Origin of the sequence: Mesorhizobium sp. M8A.F.Ca.ET.218.01.1.1 (genome assembly GCF_004791165.1) — a bacterium.
Classification (GTDB): Bacteria; Pseudomonadota; Alphaproteobacteria; order Rhizobiales; family Rhizobiaceae; genus Mesorhizobium.
In genome coordinates this window covers 1-15,624 of sequence record NZ_SRUZ01000011.1, presented here as the reverse complement: position 1 = coordinate 15,624, position 15,624 = coordinate 1, and the positions used below count along the sequence as shown (strand labels likewise).

The following is a 15,624-nucleotide window of genomic DNA, read 5'->3' as shown; positions in this document are numbered from 1 at the left end:
CCGGATCGATCGGCCGAAATATCAATGGGGCTGATATAGGCTGCTTTCGCACAAAAAACAAGACTGCGTGAAAAAGCCGTGATCGGGGGCCGCCCAACGGCCGCCCCAATCTGGTGAAACCGTGGCGCAAGATCGCGCCGTCCCCGGGCGGCGGATCGAGGGGGAGAGGACCATGAAAACCATCCTGCTTGCCGCCTGCCTCACGCTGGTGGCCGCCCAGGCGCAGGCGATCTCGCGCTACGACCCGACGCGCATGAGCTGCGGCAAGGTCCAGTCGACGATCGCGCGCCAAGGCGCGGTCATCCTGCGCTATCAGTCGAAACGGGTGCCGGGGCTGCCGCTCTACGACCGCTACGTGCAGAGCCAGCAGTTCTGCACCACGAGCGAGGTGAGGACGCGGGCCTATGTGCCCAGCGCCGACACCAAGTCCTGCCCGGTCTATATCTGCAAGCGGCCGGACAATGAGCGTTTCAGGCATCGCTTCATACGCCGCCATTAGCGCGGCTGACATCAAAACCCGAAGGACACCTGCGCCGGCGGCGGCGGGCCGACGCGCACGCCTTCCATGGCCAGCATCTTTTCCTTGGTGACGGAGCCGCCGGGCGCCGAGAAGCCGCCGATCTTGCCGCCGGCGGCCAGGATGCGGTGGCACGGGATGACCAGCGGCACCGGATTGGCGCCAAGGGCGGCACCGGTTTCACGCGGCAGGCCGGCATGGCCGGCGCGCTTGGCGAGTTCGCCATAGGTGGTGGTTTCGCCATAGCCGAGTTTTCGTGCCGCGTCGTAGATGGCGAGGCGGAAATCGTCGATGCCGTCGAGATCGACGGGAAAGCCGGTGAAATCGACGTCCTCGCCCGCGGCATAGGCCTTGATCGAGGCAATCAGCTCGACCACCCATGACGGCTGGGCCGTGGAGGCGGAAACGCCGGCGTGGCGCATCAGCCGCCGCTCCACCGCTTCGCTGCTGCGTTCGGGCAGGCAGAGCCGGATCAGGCCCTTTTCGCTCCAGGCGATGCCCATGAAACCGATCACTGTTTCTAACACTGCGTGGCCAGCTGTGATCGAAGAGGTCGTTTCCATGCTGCGCTCCTTTCCGCAAAGCGGCGGAATCCGGGATTCCTGCCGGTACATATCACGAACAATATGGCATCGCCGCCTGCATCCCGCCACCCGAAAACCACCAGATGGCCCCGATTGCTACCCAAGAATCGCTGGTGTAAGGGAAATCTTAACGACCCGACAAACCGGACTCCGAGCGCGGCTTGCCAGCAAAACAAACCCTTATCGCCATCGGTGTGATCGTCGCGGCAGCCGGCATGAGCGGCTGCACCTCGACCTCGCAGATGAAGGCCGCGCCGTCCCTGACCGAAACCGCGACCATGGCAGGCAGCGATGCCGGCTTCACCGTGCCGCTGCCGGACACGGTTTCGGTGCTGCCTCAATCCTCTGGAATCACGCCGGTTCAGACGGCCGAGTTGACCCCCGGCCCGGCCACCCCGGCACTCGATCCCGCCGCCCAGCCGGCCGCGGCGACCGCCGCCTTTGCCGGGGCAACGCCTACAACGCCGGCAGTCCCCGCCGTGATGACCGCCAATGCCTGGCAGGCGCCGCCGCCGTCCAAGGCCGGCCAGCCGGTCGGGGTCGCCGGGACCTACACGACCGCGGGGCTCATCGTGCCGGCGGTTGCCAAGGGCGGCCAGAAAATGCCCGGCGTGCAGCAGGTGGCCTATGTCGTGCCGCAGAACCCGGCTGCCCTGGTGCAGTTCCCGTCGGCGCCGGTCGAGCCGGCGGAAGAACAGCATGCGACCGGCATGCGCGGCGACGTCGACCGGCTGATCGTCAAATACGCCGCCTTCTACCAGGTGCCGGTGGATCTGGTGCGCCATGTCGTCAACCGCGAAAGCACCTACAATCCCAAGGCCTACAATAACGGCCATTGGGGACTGATGCAGATCAAGCACGCGACGGCGCGCGGCATGGGCTATGACGGGCCGGCCAAGGGCCTGTTCGACGCCGAGACCAATCTCAAATACGCGGTCAAATATCTCCGCGGCGCCTGGCTGGTGTCGAACGGCAACGCCAAGAAGGCCGACTGGCTCTACCAGACCGGCTACTATTTCGACGCCAAGCGCAAGGGCCTGCTCGAGGCCACCGGCCTCGGTGTCGACCGCAAGCGCGGGCGCCTGCAGCCCGACGCCTGAGCGCGATGCCCGAACCGCGTCCGCCGGCTCCAAACGACATCCGGCTGCGCAAGATCCTCGACGAGACGCTGGTTGCGCCGCACTGGCCTGACGGCTTTGCCATGCGCGGCTTCGAGCGCGGCGACGCGCTGCCGCTGCATGCGTTGCTGGGCGAAGTGTTCGACGATGGCACAGACGGCCCCTTCGACGAATGGTGGCCACGCATATCCGAAGATCCCGAATTCGACCCGGCGCTGTGTTTCCTCGTCATCGATGCCAAGGGCCGGCTGGCCGCGGCCGCACTGTGCTGGAGCTCGGCATTCGTCAAGGACCTTGCCGTTCATCCGGAGGCACGCGGCAAGGGTGTCGGCGAAGCGCTGATGTGGCACGCCTTCGCCATTTTTCGCGACCGGGGGGCCGCCCATGTCGATCTCAAGACCAATACGGTCGAGAACGCGGCCGCCGTGCGGCTCTACGAGCGGCTGGGCATGCGGCCGGTCGCCTGGGAAGGCTGACCGGGGGCGTTAACCCACCCGTCACCGGTCATGGCCTGTTCGACCACCGGTGATGGCCTGTTCGGAACCCAAAGCGCTGCTCCGCATTCAATGAACGGTGGGGTCTGACCGGTTGCCGGTGTTATGCGCCGCCGGCTGCCAAGGAGATCCACCGATGAAGGTTTTCCACGCATTGCTGGCGTTGAGCGTCGCTGCCGTGCTCGCTGGGGGTTCGGCGCGGGCCGTCGAGCTGTCGATCGTGTCGGGCGACACCGGCAACGGCCTCAAGGTGCTGCGCGAGATCCTCGACCGCTATGAGAAAGTAAGCGGCGACAAGGTCACCATCGTCGCCATGCCGTCGTCCGGGACCGACCAGTTCGGCCAGTACAGGCTGTGGCTCGCGGCCGGCAACAGCGACGTCGACGTCTACCAGACCGATGTCATCTGGGCGCCGCAGCTCGCCAGCCAGTTCGTCGACCTGACTGAAGCGACCAGGGATGTCGTGGCCAGTCATTTCCCGTCGATCATCCAGTCGCAGACCGTCGACGGCAGGCTGGTGGCGCTGCCGATCTTCACCGATGCGCCGGCGCTCTATTACCGGAAGGATCTGCTCGACAAATACGGCGCCAAGGTGCCGGCGACCTGGAAGGAACTGGGCGACACCGCCAGGCTGGTGATGGACAATGAGCGGGCCTCGGGCAACAGGGATATCTGGGGCTTCGTCTTCCAGGGCAACGCCTATGAGGGGCTGACCTGCGACGCGTTCGAATGGGTCGTGTCGAACGGCGGCGGCCATATCGTCGAGCCGGATGGCGCGATTTCCATCAACAACGCCCAGGCGGCGGCCGCGCTCGACATGGCCAAGGGCTGGATCGGCACCATCGCGCCGCCGGGTGTGCTCGCCTATCAGGAAGAGGAGGCGCGCGGCGTCTGGCAGACCGGCAATGCGGTCTTCATGCGCAACTGGCCCTATGCCTATGCGCTGGGCAACAGCCAGGGATCGCCGATCAAGGGCAAGTTCGACGTCGCGCCGCTGCCGGCGGGCACGGGCGAGGGCGCCCGCCCGGCGGCGACGCTCGGCGGCTGGAACCTCGCGGTCTCGAAATATTCCAAGCACCCGGATGCGGCGATCGAACTGGTCAAGTTCATTGCCTCGCCGGCAATGCAGAAATACCGCACGCTGAAGACCGCCAACCTGCCGACCATCCAGGCGCTCTATGACGACGCCGACATCGCCAGCCAGCAGCCGATCATTCCGCACTGGAAGGATGTCTTCCTCAATGCCGGGCCGCGGCCCTCGGCGGTGACCAGGAATAAGTACAACGAGGCGTCGAGCCAGTTCTGGAACGCCGTCCACAAGACCTTGTCCGGCGAAGGCAGCGCCGCCGACAATCTGGCTGACCTCGAGGCGACGCTGACCCGGCTGAAAGGCAAGGGCTGGTGAGCGCGCGACCGTCTGATGCCGCCGACCGGCGCCAGGGCTCGCGGCTGATGCGCCAGCGTGTGCGCTCGGCGTGGCTGTTCCTGGCGCCCATGCTTCTGGTGCTCGCCGCCGCTGCCGGCTGGCCGCTTGCCCGCACGGTCTATTTCAGCTTCACCGATGCCTCGCTGTCCGATCTCGACGCCCGCCAATGGGTCGGCATCGCCAATTATGTCTCGGTTCTGCGCATGCCCAGCGGCAAGGTCATCTACGATGGGCTGCTTCTCGACCCGGTCTGGTGGGGCGCCGTCTGGAACACCGTGCGGTTCGCGGTGGTTTCGGTGACCTGCGAGACGATCCTCGGCATGGTCGTCGCCCTGGTGCTCAACGCCGAATTTCCCGGCCGTGGCATCGTCAGGGCGGCGATCCTCATCCCCTGGGCGATCCCGACCATCGTGTCGGCCAAGATGTGGCAGTGGATGCTGAACGACCAGTTCGGCATCATCAATGTCGTGCTGATCAATCTGGGGCTGATCGACACCAAGATCGCCTGGACAGCCAGTGCCGACACCGCGATGGCGGCGGTGCTGATCGTCGACATCTGGAAGACGACGCCCTTCATGGCGCTGCTGATCCTGGCCGCGCTGCAGATGCTGCCGCGCGAGATCATCGAGGTCGCCAGGCTCGACGGCGCCAATCCCTGGCAGATCTTCTGGCGGGTGACCTTGCCGCTGATCCGCCCGGCGGTGATGGTGGCGGTGATCTTCCGGGCGCTCGATGCGCTGCGCATCTTCGACCTGATCTATGTGCTGACGCCCAACAATGCGCACACCAAGTCGATGTCGGTATTCGCCCGCGAGAACCTGTTCGAGTTCGACAAGTTCGCCTATGGCTCGGCCGCCTCGACCCTGCTCTTCCTCGTCCTCGCCTTGCTCACCATCCTCACCATCCGCGTCGGCCGGATAAGCCTGGAAGGAGGCCGCTGAGATGTGGCTCCTGAAGCGCACGGGCTTCTATCTGCTGGTCGGGGCAATCGTGCTCATCGCGGTGTTCCCGTTCTACTATGCCATCGTCACCAGCCTGAAATCGGGGACCGAACTGTTCCAGGCCGATCCGTGGCCGAAGGCACCCAGCCTCGACAATTATCGCAACGTGCTGGCCGAGGGTGCCTTCATGCTCAATCTCCTGAATTCGCTGGTCGTCTCGGGCGCGGTGGTGGCACTCTCGCTGTTCCTTGGCGTCACCGCGGCTTACGCACTGGCGCGTGTCCGTTTTCGCGGCCGCTCGGCATTGCTGTTCGCCATCCTGTCGGTCTCGATGTTTCCGCAAGTGGCGGTGCTGGCCGGGCTGTTCGAACTGGTGCGGATGTTCGGCCTCTACAATTCGCTCTTCGCGCTGATCTTCTCCTACATGATCTTCACCTTGCCGTTCACCGTCTGGGTGCTCACCGCCTTTGTCCGCGACCTGCCGGTCGAGGTCGAGGAGGCGGCGATCCTCGATGGCGCGACGCCATGGATCATCATCACCCGCATCTTCCTGCCGCTGATGTGGCCGGCGCTGGCGACCACCGGACTGCTGGCCTTCATCGGCGCGTGGAACGAGTTCCTGTTTGCCCTGACCTTCACCTCCAACGATGCACGGCGGACGGTGCCGGTGGCGATCGCGCTGCTCTCGGGCAATTCGCAGTTCGAAATCCCGTGGGGCAACATCATGGCCGCCTCGGTGATCGTCACGGTGCCGCTGGTGGTGCTGGTGCTGATCTTCCAGCGCAAGATCGTCTCCGGCCTCACCGCCGGCGGGGTGAAAGGGTGAAGCGCGGACCTTGCGCTCAGATATCCGGCGCGTTGCCGATCTTCTGCTTGAGCTCCAGCGCCCAGGCGCGGCCCTCGTCGCCGCCCCACAGCAGCCAGGCGATGTATCCGGCGGAGGGGTTGTCCTCATTGCCGTAGTTCTTGCCGCGCTTGTCGATCTCGTGGCGGGCAAAGTAGCTGACCATGCGGCGGATGGTGGACGGCGCCAGCTTCTCGCGGTTCTTCAGTTCGGTGGCCCGCGCGATGCCGATCTCGGTGCCGCCGCGCCCGAATTGCTTGCCCAGCCGCAAGCCCTTGGCGGCGTTGTCGGCCACCACTTGCGGACAGCGCAGGTCGATCTCGTCGGTCTCGCTCATTTCGTCCCCCTGTGCTGGAAGCTGTAGCCGATGAAGGCAATGTCGCAAAGCCGGAGCGGTTCCGATGCAAAATGTCGGAACCGGCCGGCGTGTCGCGTCCTTAGGGGGTAGAGCACCCTGCCGGGACGCCGGCACGCGGAACCAAGGAGCAGATCATGATCACCTTTCCCAACGAATCCGCCAAATACCGCACCGCGCGCGAAAAGCTGCTGAAGAAGGAAATCGAGCTGCGCCGCGCCATGGAAGCCGTGGCCGAGGCGCGGCGCACCTTGCCGCCGGGCGGGCTGGTGCCGAAGGATTATGTGTTCGAGGGGCTGGATATCGCCGGCAAGCCGACGCGGATAAAACTGTCGGAGCTGTTCGCGCCCGGCAAGGACACGCTGATCCTCTACCAGATGATGTTTCCGCGCCACCCGCAAGAGACGCGCGACGTGGCGACCAGCGGCGGCACGGCGAAGCTCGCGCGGCCCGACCAGCCGTGCCCGTCCTGCACCGCGCTGCTCGACCAGTTCGACGGCGCGGTCGGCCATCTCGAAGCGGCCGGCTTCAACTTCGCCGTCGTGGCCAAGACGGCGCTGGAAAACCTGGTCACGCTGGGCAGCGATCGCGGCTGGCGCAACATGCGGCTGGTGTCTTCGGCCAACAACAGCTTCAAGCGCGATTACAACGCCGAGTCGGCCGACGGTGCGCAGATCCCGCTGCTGTCGGTGTTTCACAGGGATGGTGACGGCATCAGGCATTTCTGGTCGTCGGAGCTTGGTTTTGCACCGACCGAGCCCGGCCAGGACCCGCGCGCCATCGGCACCTGCGAGATCCTGTGGAACCTGATGGACTTTACCCCGCAAGGCCGGCCGGACTGGAACGAGCAGCTGCAATATGGCAAGGCGTGCTGCCACTGAGGCAGGCGCGCCCTCGCTGAAACTCTCGCTAAAGTCGGCCGGAACATCGGAAGACCCGCTGCATTGATAGGAGACGGTTTGCGACCCCTTTCACGGATTCGAAGTGCGACCCACACTCAAAAACGTATGGGACCTGGTGCGAGAAAGCGCGGTTGGCTTTGTCGACGACAATGCGCTTAGTCATGGCGCGGCGATGGCCTTTTATGCCGCCACGTCGCTGGCGCCGGTTCTGATAATTGTCGTCGCGATAGCTGGCATCGCATTTGGCCATGACGCGGCGCAGTTGGCTTTATCTGCCCAGATATCGGGGCTGATGGGTTCGGAAAGTGCGGCGCTCCTTCAGGCAGCGCTCGAAGGGGCATCCAGCAAATCATCGGGGACCCTGGCGGCCATCATCGGCGTGGCCACTTTGCTCGTCACCGCCTCCGCGGTGTTTGGCGAGATGCAGCAGGCCCTCAATGCAATATGGAAGGTTGAAGCGAAAGGGAGTTCGCTGTCGCGTCTCTTGCGGGCGCGTGCGGCAAGTCTCGGCCTGGTCGCCGCCCTCGGCTTTATGTTGCTGGTGTCCTTGGTGGCGAGTGCGGCGATCTCCGCCCTGGGCAATGTGATCAGCGCTCATTTGCCGTTCGGCGAATTTGTTCTGAGCGCGATCAACACGTTGATTTCCTTTTCCCTGATCTCCGTGATGTTTGCGGCGATCTACAAGGTCCTGCCGGACCGTGCCTTGGAGTGGCGGGATGTCGCGATCGGTGCTGTCGTGACCGCCGCTCTGTTCACATTGGGGAAGTCGCTTATCGGTTGGTATATCGGCACGAGTGCGATCGCATCGTCATACGGTGCGGCCGGAGGGCTGCTCGTCATACTGCTCTGGGTCTATTATTCATCGGAAATCTTTCTGCTCGGCGCGGAGTTGACCCGCGCCTATTCCGTTCGCCATGGGAGCAGGTCCGACCTGGACGGGTGGGTTCAAAATGCTCCCGCTCCGCAAAATCTTGTTTCAATGCGCCGAAGGCCCAGCTCTTCGGGCGCCGTTGCGTTGTTGGCGGTGGCGTGCGTGAGCGCAACGATGACAGCCTTTCTGCTGGGGCCTCGTCGCCCGTAGGGAGAGAGCCGCTGCTCCTCGCGCGAGGAGAAGGGACGCGGCTGGCAACCTCACCGCATCTGCCGCGTTGGGTCTGCGAGGACACCTTCACGGAGCGTTTCGATGAAACCGCATCTCGCCATTGTCATGCTGGCCCTTCTGGCCGGAACGCCTTCAGCCTTTTCACAGCAGGCGGCCAGCACCTTGCCGGCGGTGTCGGAGACCAAGGTCGACACCGACACCTTCACCAAGACGGTGGTCAGCGCCAGCCGCTTCGAGATCGAAAGCAGCAAGCTGGCGCAGAAAAAGGGCGTCGCGGCTGATGTCGCCGATTTCGCCGCGTTGATGGTCAAGGACCACACCAAGGCCGGCCAGGATTTCAAGGCGGCGCTGGAAAAGAGCCAGACCACGGCATCCATCAAGCCCGAAGGCCCGCCGCTGTTGCCGGCAGACCAGGCAATGCTCGACCAGCTCAAGACGCTGGATGGCGAGGCCTTCCAGGCCAGGTACATCGCCTTGCAGACCGAAGCGCACAAGCAGGCTGTGGCGCTGTTTTCCACCTACGCCCGCTCCGGCGACGACCCGGCGTTGAAGGAATTCGCCAAGAAGACGCTGGAGGTGCTGAAGATGCACGAGATGCATCTGAGGGATGTGGCGGCGGTGCATTAGCGGCTGGGCGAGTTGTTCGAGTGCAGGCCATCCTTCCGGCTGGTGGAGCCCCCTTCATTTCGTCATCCACGGGCGGAGCAAGGAGCGCAGCGACGCGGCGCAGACCCGAGGATCCATGCCGGGACTTCAAAGCGTTGCTACAGTGCGGGATTCTGTTCCGCTGCGTCCTCGATTGATGTCGCGGCATGGATCCTAGGGTCTCCGCGACGCCGCTCCGCGGCTGCTTCGCCCTAGGATGACGAAGGTGGGGGTGTCAGGCGCTCTAGCCCCTGGCAAACCCCACACCCAACCTAGCCCTGTGCCCCCACCCGCCATGAATTAAACTGCCCGGCATCACCCTCGGGAGCACCCCATGCCCAAGATCGATCTCGCATCCGTGCCCGTCCGCAAAGGCTCCGGCTACCCCGCGCCCTTCGACGCCCCTTGCGCGACCTGCACGCGCCGGCGCCTCGGCGATGCCGGCGGGCTCACCGATTTCGGCGTCAACCTGATGACCTTGCCGCCAGGCGGCCGGTCGAGCCAGCGCCACTGGCACAGCCATGAGGACGAGCTCGTCTATGTGCTGGAGGGCGAACTGGTGCTGGTCGAGGATGGCGGCGAGACGCTGCTCAGGGCCGGCGACAGTGCTGCCTTCGCCAAAAACAGCGGCAACGGCCACCATATGATCAACCGCTCGGCGACGACGGCTGTTTACCTCGAGGTCGGCTCGCGCAATCCGGACGACGTCATCACCTGCGACATCGACATGATGAGCCCGAGTTCCGATGGGCGGTTTTTGCACAATGATGGAACGCCGTATCCGGGGCAGGGGTGAACCCCGGGGGCGGCGCGCGACGCGGGCCTTCCTTCTCCCCTTGTGGGAGAAGGTGGATTGCCGCGAAGCGGCAAGACGGATGAGGGGTGTTCCGGCTTGGCGCCACGTTCATGCCGGGCAGGGTGAAAACGGACGAAACCAGCAACGTCTCGTTCCTTCACGCACCCCTCATCCGTCTCGGCGCTTCGCGCCGATCCACCTTCTCCCACAAGGGGAGAAGGAAGAACGGCGCTGGCGTTCCGTCGTCGCCGCGCTAAGCTCCCCGCGAAACCCCAGGGAGCACACCCATGAAGAAACAAGTCATCGAAGTACCCGTCATGTCGGACAAGGTACGCTCACTCGGCCTGCCTTGTTCGACGGCGGTGAAGGCCAACGGCTTCGTGTTCATCTCGGCGACGCCGCCGGTGGACATGGTGACCGGCGAGATGGTGCGCGGCGACATCGAGGTCCAGACCGAGGCGTCGCTGAAAGCGCTGAAACACTGCCTGGAAGCGGCCGGCACCTCGCTGGAGAATGTCGTGATGGTGCGCATCTACGCCGTCAATTCCGGCTTCTACAACGTGATAAACAGGGTGTATGCCCGGTATTTCAGCGAGAACCCGCCGGCACGGAGTTTCGTGCCGGTGGCGTCATGGCCGATGGAGTTCGATATCGAGATTGAGTGCGTGGCGGTGGGGTGAGGGGCGCACTACAAGATTCCGTTCGCTGCGGCGGAGACCTTCAATTTGCTGAAAGCGCATGTTATCTTTCTCTTTTGGAAGGCTACTTTCTAAATACCTTTCTGGGGCGGAAATGCGTAGTTTTTGGCTTGGGCTTCCTCGGCTTTTTACAATATTGGCCTTGGGCCTGTTGGCGGCGTCAACGGCTCCTCAATCAGCGGCCGCGGCTTGCCCTGATATTCCCATGGCCGTGGCCGGCCCCATGACGGGAGATTGGGCCGTTTACGGCGAGGAAATGCGCCGTGGCGCTCAACTCGCAGCAGACGACATCAATGCCAAAGGTGGGATTGGGGGATGCAAGATAGCGCTTGTCGTCCTTGATGATCAGGGCACCCCGGATACCGCCATCGGCATTGCCAAGGCATTTGCTAGGGACAGAGTTCGCTTTGTTGTTGGCCACTACAATTCAGGGTCTTCAATTCCAGCTTCGCAAATTTACGCCAAGAACAATACTTTGATGGTCAGTCCAGCATCCACAAATCCCGGGCTTACCGAATTCAAGCTCTGGAATGTTGTTCGCACAGCGGGGCGTGACGATGTTCAAGGGACGTTTGCCGGCGAATACATGGCGGATCATTTCGCAGCTCGGAATCTGGCCATCGTAAGTGATGGTACGCCCTATGGAGACGGCTTGGCGAACAAGGCCCGGAAGGCGCTGCGAGCAAAGGGGCATCCTGAAAAGCTGGCTATCAAGGTTAGATATGATCAGACCAATTTTGGAGACCTGATCGGCAAAATGAAAGCCGCGAAGATCGACGTTGCGTTCTTTGCCGGGTTGGGGGACCAGTTGGGTCGGCTTATTCGTCAAAGTGACGAGGCTGATATGCACCTGCAATTCATCTCCGGTGACGGAGCCATGGTCAAGGGTCTGACTGGCTTGGCCGGGCCGGCTGTTCAGGGGACCCTGATCGTGTTTTCCCCCGAGGACCGGTCCAATCCAGCTGCAAAGGATGTGGTTGCGCGTTTTCGCTCTCAGGGGTTCGAGCCCGAGGCTTATACGTTGAAGTCCTATGCCGCCGTCCAGGTCATCGCCGGAGGTATCGAGATGGCAGGAGTCCAAGCGCCGAGGCTCGTCGCCGCCGCCATAAAATCAGGCAAGCCGATTTCGACCGTATTGGGCGATCTGACGTTCGACGCGAAAGGCGATCGGCGCCAGCCTGATGTGGCGATGTATGTCTGGACGAAACAGGCGAACGGTGGCCTGTCGTTGGAGCCGATGAAATAGGGCCGCTTGGCAGTCCCAACTTGAGATGTGAGCGCTGCCCCTCATCCGCCTGCCGGCACCTTCTCCCCGTGAACGGGGAGAAGAGAGCTAATCGCCTAAGCAAAATACTCCTGCAGCGGCCTGACCTCCAGGCTCCCAGCCTTCAACGCCGCGATCGCCTCCGCCACGGCCGCTGCGCCCGACAGCGTCGTGTAATACGGCACCTTCTGCATCAGCGTTGCCCTGCGTAGCGACTTCGAGTCCGACACCGCCTTCTGGCCGTCCGTGGTGTTGAAGACGATCTGGACCTGGCGGTTGCGGATGGCGTCCTCGATGTGGGGGCGGCCTTCGAGCACCTTGTTGATCTTTTCGGCGACCACGCCGTTTTCGGCGAGGAAGCGGGCGGTGCCCGAGGTGGCCAGCACCTTGAAGCCGAGGCCGGCCAGGCGCTTGACCGCCGGCAATATGCCTTTCTTGTCCTCGTCGCGCACCGAGACGAACAGCGTGCCGGAGCGCGGCAGGTCGACGCCGGCGCCGAGCTGGCTCTTGGCGAAGGCGAGCGCGAAGTCGCGGTCGAGGCCCATGACCTCGCCGGTCGAGCGCATTTCCGGGCCGAGCAATATGTCGACGCCGGGGAAGCGGGCGAAGGGGAAGACGGCTTCCTTGACCGCGATGTGGCCGGGATTCCTGGGGTCGGGCATGGCGCCGTAATGGGAGAAGGCGTCTTCCAGCGTCTCGCCGGCCATGATGCGGGCGGCGATCTTGGCGATGGGCCGGCCGATGGTCTTGGCGACGAAGGGCACGGTGCGCGATGCCCGCGGGTTGACCTCCAGCACATAGACCGTGCCGTCCTTGATCGCGTACTGCACGTTCATCAGCCCGCCGACATTGAGCGCGCGGGCGAGCGCCGCCGTCTGGCGCTCCAGCTCGTCAACCAATTCCGAAGGCAGCGAGTGAACGGGGAGCGAGCACGCCGAGTCGCCGGAATGGATGCCGGCTTCCTCGATGTGTTCGAGAATGCCCGACACGAAGGTCGCCTTGCCGTCGCAGAGACAGTCGACGTCGACCTCGATGGCACCCGAGAGATAGGTGTCGAACAGCAGCGGGTTCTTGCCGAGCAGCGTGTTGATCTGGCCGGTCTTGTCGTTGGGGTATTTCTGCTTGATATCCTCCGGCACCAGGCCGGGCACGGTGTCGAGCAGATAGGTCTGCAGCATGCCTTCGTTGTAGATGATCTGCATGGCGCGGCCGCCAAGCACATAGGAGGGGCGCACCACCAGGGGGAAGCCGAGCTCGCCGGCGACGGTGCGGGCCTGCTCGACCGAATAGGCGATGCCGTTCTTCGGCTGACTGAGGTTGAGCTTGTGCAGGAGTTTCTGGAAACGGTCCCGGTCTTCGGCCAGATCGATCATGTCGGGCGAGGTGCCGAGGATCGGGATGCCCGCCTTCTCCAGCGCATCCGCCAGCTTCAGCGGCGTCTGGCCGCCGAACTGGACGATGACGCCGATCAGTTCGCCCGAGGCCTGCTCGGCGCGCAGGATCTCCAGCACGTCCTCCGCCGTGAGCGGCTCGAAATAGAGCCGGTCCGAAGTGTCGTAGTCGGTCGAGACGGTTTCGGGGTTGCAGTTGATCATGATCGCTTCATAGCCGGCGTCGCGCAGCGCGAAGGCCGCGTGGCAGCAGCAATAGTCGAACTCGATGCCCTGGCCGATGCGGTTCGGCCCGCCGCCGAGGATGACGACCTTCTTGCGCGCAGAGACCTGCGCCTCGTTGGCGAGCGCGCCGGCGAAAGGCACTTCATAGGTCGAATACATGTAGGCGGTCGGCGAGGCGAACTCGGCGGCGCAAGTGTCGATGCGCTTATAAACCGGATGAACGTCGAGCTTTTCACGAATCTTCTGAACGACTTCGGCGTCGGTCTTCGTCAGCGACGCGAGGCGGGCGTCGGAGAAGCCCATGGCTTTCAGCATGCGCAGATTGACGGCGTCCTCAGGAATGCCGTGCTCGCGGATGCGGGCCTCCATGGCGAGAATGCCGGCGATCTGTTCGAGGAACCACGGGTCGATCTTGCACATGGCGTGCACGTCTTCCAGCGAGGTGCCCATGCGGATCGCCTGCGCCACCATGCGCAGCCGGTCCGGCGTCGGGGTGCCCAATGCGGCGCGGATGGCGTTGCGGTCGTCGGCGTGGTTGGCCGCCACGGCGCCGTGGCCGAGGCCGGGGATCTCGATCTCGTCGAGGCCGGTGAGGCCGGTTTCCAGTCCGCGCAGCGCCTTCTGCAGCGATTCCTGGAAAGTGCGGCCGATGGCCATGACTTCGCCGACCGACTTCATGGCGGTGGTCAGCACCGGCTCTGCGCCGGGGAACTTTTCGAAGGCAAAGCGCGGGATCTTCGTCACGACATAATCGATCGACGGCTCGAACGAAGCCGGCGTCGCGCCGCCGGTGATGTCGTTCTCCAACTCGTCCAGCGTGTAGCCGACGGCGAGCTTGGCGGCGATCTTGGCGATCGGGAAACCGGTCGCCTTGGAGGCAAGCGCGGACGAGCGCGAGACGCGCGGGTTCATCTCGATGACGACGAGGCGGCCATCGGCCGGGTTGACGGCGAACTGCACGTTGGAGCCGCCGGTCTCGACGCCGATCTCGCGCAGCACCGCGATCGAGGCGTTGCGCATCATCTGGTATTCTTTGTCAGTGAGCGTGAGGGCAGGGGCGACGGTGATGGAATCGCCCGTATGCACGCCCATCGGGTCGATGTTCTCGATCGAGCAGACGATGATGCAATTGTCCGCTCTGTCGCGGACGACCTCCATCTCATACTCCTTCCAGCCGAGCACGCTTTCCTCGATCAGCACTTCGGTGGTCGGCGAGGCATCGAGGCCGGACTGGACGATGTCGTAGAATTCGGCCCTGTTGTAGGCGATGCCGCCGCCGGTGCCGCCCATGGTGAAGGAGGGGCGGATGATGGCGGGAAGGCCGACATGGTCGAGCGCCTGGGCGGCGATCGCCATGCCATGGCTGATGTAGCGCTGCTTGCGGTCGCCTTCGCCGAGGTTCCAGCGGGTTTCCAGCGCATCGAGCGCGGCGTCGAGATTGTCGGGCTTTTCGGCCTTCAGCGCGGCGCGCTCGGCTTCGTGCGTCTTGCGGTCGGCGTTCTTGACGTCGGTGGCGTTGGCCAGCATCGACTTCGGCGTTTCGAGCCCGATCGTCTTCATCGCCTCGCGAAACAGAGCGCGGTCCTCGGCCTTGTCGATGGCATGGGCGTCGGCGCCGATCATCTCGACATTGTAGCGCTCGAGCACGCCCATGCGGCGCAGCGACAGCGCGGTGTTGAGCGCGGTCTGGCCGCCCATGGTCGGCAGCAGCGCGTCGGGCCGTTCCTTGGCGATGATCTTGGCCACGACCTCGGGGGTGATCGGCTCGATATAGGTGGCGTCGGCCAGTTCCGGGTCGGTCATGATGGTGGCCGGATTGGAATTGACCAGGATGACGCGGAAGCCTTCTTCCTTCAGCGCCTTGCAGGCCTGGGTGCCGGAATAATCGAACTCGCAGGCCTGGCCGATGACGATGGGGCCGGCCCCGATGATCAGGATCGACTTGATGTCGGTGCGTCTGGGCATGTCTGTGAATTCCGTTCGGCAGCGGGCTTGCACAAAAAACCGGGACGGGAAGACCCGGCCGGTTGTGCTCGCGATTCTGGTATCAGGCTAGGAGGGCCTTATAGGGAAGAGTTTTGCCCGATGTAACCCCGAAAATGCGGGTTTGTGTGGGGTTTTACGGCCGGGGCAAAGGCGTTGGGTTTGAATTGGTACCTTGCGGGGCGTTTGCGCTGCCCCTCACCTGCCTGCCGGTGTCCAGCCGATAGATGGGTAACAGATTGAACCGGATACATAGGTAACAGTTCTCCCCCTATGCATCCGCCGCAGCGCCAAGCGGTTTGGTTGGCGCGGCGCTGCGGCGGACGAGCTTCATACGTC

General features: G+C 63.9%; 15 protein-coding genes. 12 read left to right on the top strand and 3 right to left on the bottom strand.

Features of this window, described 5'->3' with window-relative positions; genetic code table 11:
* The first annotated feature begins 172 nt into the window (after window positions 1–172).
* Window positions 173–499: a hypothetical protein gene (locus EN861_RS30700; protein ID WP_135867433.1), complete on the top strand. Its 327-nt coding sequence runs from the start codon at window positions 173–175 to the stop codon at window positions 497–499.
* Window positions 500–510: 11 nt separating this feature from the next.
* Here EN861_RS30700 and EN861_RS30695 read toward each other — a convergent pair whose 3' ends face one another.
* Window positions 511–1,080, bottom strand: a complete 570-nt coding sequence (locus tag EN861_RS30695) for a methylated-DNA--[protein]-cysteine S-methyltransferase (protein ID WP_135867432.1) — start codon at window positions 1,078–1,080, stop codon at window positions 511–513.
* 182 nt (window positions 1,081–1,262) lie between these two features.
* Here EN861_RS30695 and EN861_RS30690 point away from each other — a divergent pair, with 182 nt between their 5' ends.
* The 5 genes from EN861_RS30690 (at window position 1,263) to EN861_RS30670 (ending at window position 5,906) form a co-directional block, all read left to right on the top strand.
* Window positions 1,263–2,201 (top strand): lytic transglycosylase domain-containing protein, encoded by a 939-nt coding sequence (locus tag EN861_RS30690; RefSeq protein WP_135867431.1) that lies wholly within the window; start codon window positions 1,263–1,265, stop codon window positions 2,199–2,201.
* A gap of 5 nt (window positions 2,202–2,206) precedes the next feature.
* Window positions 2,207–2,695 (top strand): GNAT family N-acetyltransferase, encoded by a 489-nt coding sequence (locus EN861_RS30685; protein ID WP_135867430.1) that lies wholly within the window; start codon window positions 2,207–2,209, stop codon window positions 2,693–2,695.
* Window positions 2,696–2,849: 154 nt separating this feature from the next.
* The gene (locus EN861_RS30680) at window positions 2,850–4,118 is read left to right on the top strand and encodes an ABC transporter substrate-binding protein (protein ID WP_135867429.1); all 1,269 of its coding nucleotides are present in this window, start codon (window positions 2,850–2,852) and stop codon (window positions 4,116–4,118) included.
* A 47-nt stretch (window positions 4,119–4,165) separates the two neighbouring features.
* Window positions 4,166–5,080, top strand: coding sequence for a sugar ABC transporter permease (locus EN861_RS30675; RefSeq protein ID WP_135867505.1), 915 nt, complete (start codon window positions 4,166–4,168; stop codon window positions 5,078–5,080).
* A gap of 1 nt (window position 5,081) precedes the next feature.
* On the top strand, window positions 5,082–5,906 hold the full coding sequence (locus tag EN861_RS30670) for a carbohydrate ABC transporter permease (protein WP_135867428.1): 825 nt from the start codon (window positions 5,082–5,084) through the stop codon (window positions 5,904–5,906).
* A 16-nt stretch (window positions 5,907–5,922) separates the two neighbouring features.
* Here the strand turns inward: EN861_RS30670 and EN861_RS30665 are convergent, their stop codons facing one another.
* The gene (locus EN861_RS30665; RefSeq protein ID WP_135867427.1) at window positions 5,923–6,261 is read right to left on the bottom strand and encodes a hypothetical protein; all 339 of its coding nucleotides are present in this window, start codon (window positions 6,259–6,261) and stop codon (window positions 5,923–5,925) included.
* Window positions 6,262–6,416: 155 nt separating this feature from the next.
* Between EN861_RS30665 and EN861_RS30660 the strand changes: the two genes are divergently transcribed.
* From EN861_RS30660 to EN861_RS30630, 6 genes are all read left to right on the top strand, one after another.
* A complete protein-coding gene (locus tag EN861_RS30660; protein ID WP_135867426.1) occupies window positions 6,417–7,160 on the top strand; it encodes a DUF899 family protein in 744 nt (247 codons plus the stop codon).
* A 103-nt stretch (window positions 7,161–7,263) separates the two neighbouring features.
* Window positions 7,264–8,262 (top strand): YihY/virulence factor BrkB family protein, encoded by a 999-nt coding sequence (locus EN861_RS30655; protein ID WP_135867425.1) that lies wholly within the window; start codon window positions 7,264–7,266, stop codon window positions 8,260–8,262.
* Between the two features lie 102 nt (window positions 8,263–8,364).
* Window positions 8,365–8,910, top strand: a complete 546-nt coding sequence (locus EN861_RS30650; RefSeq protein ID WP_135867424.1) for a DUF4142 domain-containing protein — start codon at window positions 8,365–8,367, stop codon at window positions 8,908–8,910.
* Window positions 8,911–9,262: 352 nt separating this feature from the next.
* Window positions 9,263–9,724, top strand: a complete 462-nt coding sequence (locus EN861_RS30640) for a cupin domain-containing protein (protein WP_127278038.1) — start codon at window positions 9,263–9,265, stop codon at window positions 9,722–9,724.
* A 287-nt stretch (window positions 9,725–10,011) separates the two neighbouring features.
* Window positions 10,012–10,404: a RidA family protein gene (locus EN861_RS30635; RefSeq protein WP_127278037.1), complete on the top strand. Its 393-nt coding sequence runs from the start codon at window positions 10,012–10,014 to the stop codon at window positions 10,402–10,404.
* Window positions 10,405–10,627: 223 nt separating this feature from the next.
* Window positions 10,628–11,668 carry a branched-chain amino acid ABC transporter substrate-binding protein gene (locus EN861_RS30630; protein ID WP_189343779.1) on the top strand — a complete coding sequence of 347 codons (1,041 nt, stop codon included), beginning with the start codon at window positions 10,628–10,630 and terminating at the stop codon, window positions 11,666–11,668.
* Between the two features lie 95 nt (window positions 11,669–11,763).
* Here EN861_RS30630 and carB read toward each other — a convergent pair whose 3' ends face one another.
* Window positions 11,764–15,267, bottom strand: a complete 3,504-nt coding sequence (gene carB / locus EN861_RS30625) for a carbamoyl-phosphate synthase large subunit (RefSeq protein WP_127278035.1) — start codon at window positions 15,265–15,267, stop codon at window positions 11,764–11,766.
* Between the last annotated feature and the right edge of the window lie 357 nt (window positions 15,268–15,624).

What these genes read in the sequence shown, in the direction of transcription:
- EN861_RS30665 (WP_135867427.1), bottom strand. Translation starts at nt 6,261, where the DNA reads ATGAGCGAGACCGACGAGATCGACCTGCGCTGTCCGCAAGTGGTGGCC.
- EN861_RS30635 (WP_127278037.1), top strand. Translation starts at nt 10,012, where the DNA reads ATGAAGAAACAAGTCATCGAAGTACCCGTCATGTCGGACAAGGTACGC.
- EN861_RS30695 (WP_135867432.1), bottom strand. Translation starts at nt 1,080, where the DNA reads ATGGAAACGACCTCTTCGATCACAGCTGGCCACGCAGTGTTAGAAACA.
- EN861_RS30685 (WP_135867430.1), top strand. Translation starts at nt 2,207, where the DNA reads ATGCCCGAACCGCGTCCGCCGGCTCCAAACGACATCCGGCTGCGCAAG.
- carB (WP_127278035.1), bottom strand. Translation starts at nt 15,267, where the DNA reads ATGCCCAGACGCACCGACATCAAGTCGATCCTGATCATCGGGGCCGGC.
- EN861_RS30650 (WP_135867424.1), top strand. Translation starts at nt 8,365, where the DNA reads ATGAAACCGCATCTCGCCATTGTCATGCTGGCCCTTCTGGCCGGAACG.
- EN861_RS30700 (WP_135867433.1), top strand. Translation starts at nt 173, where the DNA reads ATGAAAACCATCCTGCTTGCCGCCTGCCTCACGCTGGTGGCCGCCCAG.
- EN861_RS30640 (WP_127278038.1), top strand. Translation starts at nt 9,263, where the DNA reads ATGCCCAAGATCGATCTCGCATCCGTGCCCGTCCGCAAAGGCTCCGGC.
- EN861_RS30680 (WP_135867429.1), top strand. Translation starts at nt 2,850, where the DNA reads ATGAAGGTTTTCCACGCATTGCTGGCGTTGAGCGTCGCTGCCGTGCTC.
- EN861_RS30675 (WP_135867505.1), top strand. Translation starts at nt 4,166, where the DNA reads ATGCGCCAGCGTGTGCGCTCGGCGTGGCTGTTCCTGGCGCCCATGCTT.
- EN861_RS30660 (WP_135867426.1), top strand. Translation starts at nt 6,417, where the DNA reads ATGATCACCTTTCCCAACGAATCCGCCAAATACCGCACCGCGCGCGAA.
- EN861_RS30670 (WP_135867428.1), top strand. Translation starts at nt 5,082, where the DNA reads ATGTGGCTCCTGAAGCGCACGGGCTTCTATCTGCTGGTCGGGGCAATC.
- EN861_RS30630 (WP_189343779.1), top strand. Translation starts at nt 10,628, where the DNA reads ATGGCCGTGGCCGGCCCCATGACGGGAGATTGGGCCGTTTACGGCGAG.